Raw genomic sequence first — 325 nt, forward strand, 5'->3', positions numbered from 1 at the left:
CTACCATACTCATGCTGCTCGGGCTCACCGAGCCGAGCGCGGGGGACATCTCGGTGCTGGGCCTGGATCCCCGGCGCCGACCCCTTTCGGTCAAGCGGCAGGTGGGTTATCTCCCCGACGCGGTGGGCTTCTACGACGAGCTCAGCGCCTGGGAGAACCTGCGCTACATCACCAAGCTGAACGGCCTGGCGCCGCAGGAAGCGGACCGGCGCATCGGCGCGGCCTTGGCGCGCATGGGGCTCGAGGGGGTGGCGCAGGAGCCGGTGGCCACCTTCTCCCGGGGCATGCGCCAGCGGCTGGGGCTCGCCGAGCTCCTATGCAAGAT

Annotated in this window: 1 protein-coding gene; it reads left to right on the forward strand. The window is 70.2% G+C overall.

Annotated elements, in window-relative coordinates; genetic code table 11:
• On the forward strand, window positions 1-325 hold a 325-nt coding region (locus tag ACTFO6_RS18255; RefSeq protein WP_439935803.1), incomplete at both ends, for an ATP-binding cassette domain-containing protein.

Source organism: Pelomicrobium sp. G1 (assembly GCF_051905455.1).
Taxonomy (GTDB): domain Bacteria; phylum Pseudomonadota; class Gammaproteobacteria; order Burkholderiales; family UBA6910; genus Pelomicrobium.